This window comes from Streptomyces sp. 150FB, from assembly GCF_000818195.1.
Classification (GTDB): Bacteria; Actinomycetota; Actinomycetes; order Streptomycetales; family Streptomycetaceae; genus Streptomyces.
In genome coordinates, this window is record NZ_JTHL01000001.1 from 2,614,487 (window position 1) to 2,621,067 (window position 6,581).

At 68.0% G+C, this 6,581-nt stretch carries 5 protein-coding genes and 1 pseudogene; all 6 read right to left on the reverse strand.

The features are described from left to right. Positions 1 to 350 (reverse strand): MmcQ/YjbR family DNA-binding protein (locus QR77_RS10990; protein WP_040021299.1); only part of this gene is annotated, 350 nt, incomplete at its 3' end. After that, positions 347 to 1,636, reverse strand: a complete 1,290-nt coding sequence (locus tag QR77_RS10995) for a hemolysin family protein (RefSeq protein WP_040021301.1) — start codon at positions 1,634 to 1,636, stop codon at positions 347 to 349. The genes QR77_RS10990 and QR77_RS10995, both read right to left, overlap by 4 nt. Next, positions 1,633 to 2,130, reverse strand: coding sequence for an rRNA maturation RNase YbeY (gene ybeY, locus QR77_RS11000; RefSeq protein ID WP_040021303.1), 498 nt, complete (start codon positions 2,128 to 2,130; stop codon positions 1,633 to 1,635). The genes QR77_RS10995 and ybeY overlap by 4 nt, the downstream gene beginning before the upstream one ends. A 62-nt stretch (positions 2,131 to 2,192) precedes the next feature. After that, positions 2,193 to 3,224: a PhoH family protein gene (locus QR77_RS11005; protein WP_052488672.1), complete on the reverse strand. Its 1,032-nt coding sequence runs from the start codon at positions 3,222 to 3,224 to the stop codon at positions 2,193 to 2,195. A 258-nt stretch (positions 3,225 to 3,482) separates the two neighbouring features. Then, on the reverse strand, positions 3,483 to 6,209 hold the full coding sequence (locus tag QR77_RS11010) for a GH92 family glycosyl hydrolase (RefSeq protein ID WP_078876607.1): 2,727 nt from the start codon (positions 6,207 to 6,209) through the stop codon (positions 3,483 to 3,485). Between the two features lie 134 nt (positions 6,210 to 6,343). Then, positions 6,344 to 6,581 (reverse strand): annotated as a pseudogene (locus QR77_RS11015) (sugar kinase); the annotation flags it as partial.

Consider the following 6,581-nt stretch of genomic DNA (forward strand, 5'->3'; position numbering starts at 1 on the left):
TTCAGGCGCAGGCGGTCCTGTCTGGGGAGGCCCGCCACCACCAGGTCGTAGGAGTCCTCGATCAGTTCGCGGACCAGGGTCGGGGGGAGGTCCGGGATCGTCAGGGTGTTCCAGTGGCGCTTGTTGAGGTGCCAGCCGGGGACGATCGCCTCGTGTGTGTCGCGGAGGCGGAGCGCCTCCTCCGGGTCGCACTTCAGCGAGACCTTCAGGGGGTGGTCGTCCAGGAAGCAGAACGCGAAGATCTTGGCCGCCACCTTGAAGGCCGTCAGGTCCGGGTTCCGGCTGAACGGGGCGTCCTCCGACGTCCCGTTCAGGTCCAGGCAGTACGCCCGCAGTTCCTGCGGGGTCACGAGGTGGTCGCTTCCTCGCGGACCGGTTCGGCCAGTACCGTGACGATCTTGTTGCGGCGGCCCGCCGGGGACTCCGCCGTCAGTTTCAGGGCCCGGCCGTCCGGGAGCGTGACCCGTGCGCTCGCTCCCGCGATCGGGACCCGGCCGAGCGCCTTCGCCAGCAGGCCGCCGACCGTTTCCACGTCCTCGTCGTCGTACTCGTCCAGCCCGAACAGTTCGCCCAGGTCGCCGATGTCGAGGCGGGCGGTGACCCGGTACGAGCCGTCGCCGATCTCCTCGACCGGCGGCAGTTCGCGGTCGTACTCGTCGGTGATCTCGCCGACGATCTCCTCCAGGATGTCCTCGATGGTGACGATGCCGGCCGTGCCGCCGTACTCGTCGATGACCACCGCGACATGGCTGCGCTCCTGCTGCATCTCCCGCAGCAGGTCGCCCGCGTTCTTCGTGTCGGGGACGAAGGCGGCGGGCCGCATCGCCGTGGAGACCAGGTCGGACTCCGAATCCCGGTTGATGTGGGTCTTCCTGACCAGGTCCTTGAGGTAGACGATGCCGACGATGTCGTCCTCGTTCTCCCCGGTCACCGGGATACGTGAGAAGCCCGAGCGCAGCGCCAGCGTCAGGGCCTGCCTGATCGTCTTGTAGCGCTCGATGGCGACGAGGTCCGTGCGCGGGACCATGACCTCGCGTACGAGCGTGTCCCCCAGTTCGAAGACGCTGTGCACCATCCGGCGCTCGTCGTCCTCGATGAGGGACTCCTGCTCGGCGAGGTCGACCATCGCGCGCAGCTCCGCCTCGCTGGCGAACGGTCCCTTGCGGAAGCCCTTGCCCGGTGTGAGCGCGTTGCCCAGCAGGATCAGCAACTGCGGGATCGGGCCCATGATCTTGGCCAGCGGCAGCAGGACGTACGCGGCGGCCGTCGCCGTGTTCAGCGGGTGCTGGCGGCCGATGGTGCGCGGCGAGACGCCCACGGCGACGTACGACACGAGGACCATCACGACGATGGCCACGAGGAGAGCCGACCAGGTCGCCGCGAACTCCTTCAGGCAGACGTACGTGACCAACACGCCGGCGGCCATCTCGCAGGCGACCCTGACCAGCAGGGCCACGTTCAGATAGCGGGTCGGGTCGGCGGCGATCTGGGCGAGCTTCGCCGCGCCCCTGCGCCCCGATCGCTCGGCCTCGGCGGCCCGGAAGCTGGAGGTACGGGCGATACCCGCCTCCGCGCACGCCGCCAGCCACGCCACGACCACCAGCGCCACGGCGCCGATGATCAACTGCGTGCTCACGAGACGGTGGGTGCGGGGGACGGGCCCGTCAGTCCGTGCTCGCCCCGCCAGCCGTCGACGATCGCCGCCTGGAGGCCGAACATCTCGGCCTTCTCGTCCGGCACCTCGTGGTCGTACCCGAGGAGGTGCAGCACCCCATGGACGGTGAGGAGCTGGAGCTCCTCGTCCATGGAGTGCTGCGTCGGCGCGTCCTCACCCTGCTGCTTCGCGACCTCCGGGCAGAGCACGATGTCGCCGAGCAGCCCCTGCGGCGGCTCCTCGTCGTCCTTCACCGGCGGACGCAGCTCGTCCATCGGGAAGGACATCACATCCGTCGGACCCGGCAGGTCCATCCACTGCATGTGCAACTGCTCCATGGCGGCGGAATCCACCGCGATCACCGACAGCTCGGAGAGCGGGTGGATACGCATCCTGGTCAGCGTGTAGCGAGCGATGTCGAGAATCGCCTGCTCGTCGACCTCGGTGCCTGACTCGTTGTTGACGTCGATCGACATGGTGCGGTGTGACTCTCCCGGTTCAGGCCGCCCCGGCACCTCGGACCCAGCGCGCCGATCGCTCAGCGGTGCTGTTCGTTGCCGTTGCGGCTGTCGTACTGCTCGTAGGCGTCGACGATACGGCCGACGAGCTTGTGCCGTACGACATCCTCCGACGTGAGACGCGAGAAGTGCACATCCTCCACGCCCTCCAGGATGTCCTGGACCTGGCGCAGACCGCTCTTCGTGCCGCCGGGAAGGTCGACCTGGGTGACATCGCCCGTGATGACGATCTTCGATTCGAAGCCGAGCCTCGTCAGGAACATCTTCATCTGCTCGGAGCTGGTGTTCTGCGCCTCGTCCAGAATGATGAAGGCGTCGTTCAGGGTCCGGCCACGCATGTACGCCAGGGGCGCGACCTCGATCGTGCCCGCCGCCATCAGGCGCGGGATCGAGTCCGGGTCGAGCATGTCGTGCAGGGCGTCGTACAGAGGGCGCAGGTACGGGTCGATCTTCTCGTAGAGCGTGCCGGGCAGGAACCCGAGCCGCTCACCCGCCTCGACGGCCGGCCTGGTCAGGATGATGCGGGAGACCTGCTTGGACAGCAGGGCCTGGACCGCCTTGGCCATGGCGAGGTACGTCTTGCCCGTACCGGCGGGGCCGATGCCGAAGTTGATCGTGTGCTTGTCGATCGCGTCGACATACCGCTTCTGGTTGAGCGTCTTGGGCCGGATGGTGCGCCCGCGGCTGGACACGATGTTCTGGGTGAGCACCTCGGCGGGCGTCTCGGGACCGTCCGCGCCGCCGTTCTCGCTCGCCCTGAGCATGGCGATCGAACGTTCCACTGCGTCCTCCGTCATCGGCTGACCGGTGCGGAGCACCAGCATCATCTCGTCGAACAGGCGCTGGATCATCGCGACGTCGGCGGCACTGCCCGTCGTACTGATCTCATTGCCCCGGACATGGATGTCGGTGCCCGGGAAGGCCTTTTCGATCACGCGCAGGAGGGCATCCCTGGAGCCCAGGACCGTCACCATGGGGTGAGCGTCGGGGACGGTGAACCGGGCGCTTGCCTGCCCCTGGGAGGGGCTCTTGGCTGTAGGTGTCTGAGTCATGGGCCGGCACTGTGGCCTGCGCATACCTCCCGTTGCAGGGTTCTCGCGTCTCGACAACCTCTGAGGTATCAGCCTACGACCCCGCACCGACATCGCTGTAGGACTTTTCCGCGCGCCTCGCGATACGGGCCGCCGCCCCCGGCCTGAGCAGGGGGAACGGCGGCCCGCATTCGTCGCTGAGCGTTACTTCTTCATGCGGTATTTCTTTACGCGCTACTTCTTCGCCTGCTGTTACTTCACGTGCCGCTTCCTCACGCGCTACTTCTTCACCACTCTGACCGTGACCGGGCCGCTGGTCGCCCCCGTCACCCGTACCTTGTCCTTCGGTACGAAGGCCGCGGTCAGCCTGAGCGTCCCCGCCTTCGTCCTCGGACTCAGCGAGTACGACGCCCTCCCGGACGTGACCGGCAGCGTGACCAGCGTCTTCGTACCGGACGTGAAGGTGATCCGGCCCGCCGGAGCGGCTCCGTTGTCGAGCTTCACGTTCGCCGTGAGCCTGACCGGCTTCGACGTGCCGACGGTCTGGGTGGACGCCGACGCCTTCAGCGTCACCGACGCCTTGGCCGCCGGGACGGCGCCGAGCATGGCCGGCGGCTGGTTCCGCGTACCGACACCCCAGGTGGTGGTGGCCGGGTCCGTGGTGAGCTTGATGTTCACCTGGTCGGAGCCGATCAGGTCCTGGTGCGAGATCCAGCTACGGTCCGTCTTCTGTCCGTCGACGGCGACCGACTTGATGTACTGGAGCGTCGTCGCCGAGGCGCCCGGCGCGTTGATCGTGGTCCGGTGGCCGTCGGGCTGGGTGATGACCATCTTCGGGAACATCGGCGCCGAGAAGACGTAGTTGCCGGACCCCGGCTGGGCCTCGAAGATCCCCATCATCTCGAAGGCGCCCAGGGCCGAGGTGGCGCCCAGGTCGTCGTTCCCGGGAATGCCCAGGTGGTCGTCCGTGTAGAGGACCCGCTGCGCGCGCGTCACGGCCGACGTCTTCCAGGGGCTCGCGGTCCACGCGTACATCCACGGGGCGTGGAAGTCGGGCTCGTTGTTCGGGTTGAACTCGAAGTGACCGTTGTAGTCGATCGGTCCCGTCACCCAGTTCTTGGCCGCGGCCGTCGACGGGTCGTCGAGGATCGCCGGCAGGCTGAAGAAGGTGTCGAGACGGGACTCCGCCTTCGCCGCTCCGCCCATCAGACCGAGGAGCGCCTGCGGGTCCTGCTGGCCCAGCCACTGGTACTGCCAGGCGGTGCCTTCCTTGAACCCCTTGCCGTTCACCACGGCGTCGGTGGGTACGAAGCTGCCGTCGGCCGCGCGTACCTGCGGGAAGCCGGTGTAGCCCTTGGATTCGGCGTCCGGGTTCCAGATGTTCTCGAACGCGTCGCAGCGCGGCTGGAGCGCCTTCGCCTCGGCCGCCTTACCGAGCCCGACGGCCATCGTGCCGAACGCGCAGTCGGCGAGGGAGTACTCCAGGCCGATCGAGGCCGCTTCGTTGGCGCTGGACTCGGCCGGGATGAAGCCCTTGGCCAGATAGTCCGGGTTGAACTCACGGGCCTTGATGTTGGTCGCCGGGGGCGGCGTCTCGTTCACGTTCTTCCACAGCGCGGCGAACAGGTCGTTGGCGAGCTTCTTGTCCAGCAGTCCGCGCGAGTAGAGCGTGACGATGAACGGGGTCACCGGGTCGCCGCTGGTGGCGTTGGTCTCGGCCTGGCCCAGGGACCAGCGCGGGACCCAGCCGGCCTGCTGGTAGATGTCCAGGATCGTACGGGCGACATCGGTGGCCCTGGCCGGTTCCAGGAGCGCCACCAACTGGTTCTGCGATCTGTACGTGTCCCACATCGACAGCATCTGGTAGTAGTCGTGGCCCGGCTGGACCTTGTGGAGCTTTCCGTCAAAGCCCTTGTACGTGCCGTCGACGTCCTGCGCCACCGAGGGGTGCAGCAGGCCGTGGTAGAGGTCCGTGTAGAACGTCTTCAGGTCGGCCGTCGAGTCGCTGGAGACCCGCACGCTCAGGAGCTGCTTCTTCCAGGCGTCGTGCGTCTCGGCGCGCATCGCGTCGAAGGACTTCGCCTTGGCCGCCGCGGCGCCCGCCTTCGCGCCGGTGGACGACTTGGCTCCGCTGGACGACTTGGCTCCGGTGGACGTCTCCGCCACGCGGTTCGCCTCCGCACCCTCGACCGAGGTGTAGGAGATGCCCGTGGTGGTGACGACGGGGGCCTTCGGGTTCGCCGCGAAGGAGAGTACGGCGCCGCCGGTGGCGGACGTACGCCCCTCAACCGGGACCTTCTCGCCCCGGTTCCAGGTGGCGACATCGGTGATCGGCTGCGAGAGCGACATGCTGAAGTACAGCGTGTAGCGGCTCGGCCGCCCGTCGCCGCAGAAGGAGCCGCTCGTCACCGAGCCCTGGATCTTGTCGCCGACGACCTTGACGTCGCTGGCGAACGTCTGGCCCCAGACATCGGTCACATTCACGATGATCTTGGGGTCGGCGGTGCCGCCGGCGTAGGTGAAGCGGTCCATGCCGACGCGGGTGGACGCCGTCAGCTCGGAGCGGATGTCGTGCTTGTCGAGGGTGACCGCGTAGTAGCCCGGCTTCGAGACCTCGGTGTCATGGCTGAACGGCGACATGTTCGCCGCGAGCGAGGTGTCGGTGACCGCGCCCGCCGTCGGGGTGACCCGTATCCAACTGCCCGCTGGACAGCCGACGCCGGAGAGATGGACCTGGCTGAAACCGGTGATGGTGGTCGCGTCGTAGTTGTACGCGGCGTTACCGACGTTGGTGTCCGGGCTGTTCTGCTCCATGCCGAACGGCATGGAGGCACCGGGGAACGTCATGCCCGCCGTGGTGTTCCCGACCTGCGGATTGACGTAGACGGTCGGGTCGGAGACCAGCGGCGGCGCCGCGCTCGCGACGGGTGCGCCGAGCGCGCCGGCTGTGACCGCGGCGGCGACCGCCATCACCGCCAGTCTCCAGCGGCTTCCGGTTCTCAACATGAGCGGCCCCTTCGTGACAACGTTGTCCAACGGTTCGGGGATGCTTACAGTTCGCCGGAGGCAAGTCAATAGAAAGATAGAAAGCGCTTGCTCCCGCTTCCGCCCCGCCCTTTGCCCCGCCCCCTGTGGCTCGATCAGCCGGCCCGGCCGAAGCCGATCGTCGGTACGGCCCTGCGCAGCGGCCACGGCCTGTCCGGCGCCGGCAGCAGCTCCGTGAGGAAGCTGTAGCGCCGCAGCAGCACCGCCGGGTCCTGGTCCGGCGAGGCCTGGACGTACTGCCACCACGCCGCGACCTCCGACCAGCCGGGCGCCGAGAGGGATCCGCCGAACTCCTGTACGGAGAGCGCCGCCGTGAGGCCGGCGAAGGCGAGC

What these genes read in the sequence shown, in the direction of transcription:
- ybeY (WP_040021303.1), bottom strand. Translation starts at nt 2,130, where the DNA reads ATGTCGATCGACGTCAACAACGAGTCAGGCACCGAGGTCGACGAGCAG.
- QR77_RS11005 (WP_052488672.1), bottom strand. Translation starts at nt 3,224, where the DNA reads ATGACTCAGACACCTACAGCCAAGAGCCCCTCCCAGGGGCAGGCAAGC.
- QR77_RS11010 (WP_078876607.1), bottom strand. Translation starts at nt 6,209, where the DNA reads ATGTTGAGAACCGGAAGCCGCTGGAGACTGGCGGTGATGGCGGTCGCC.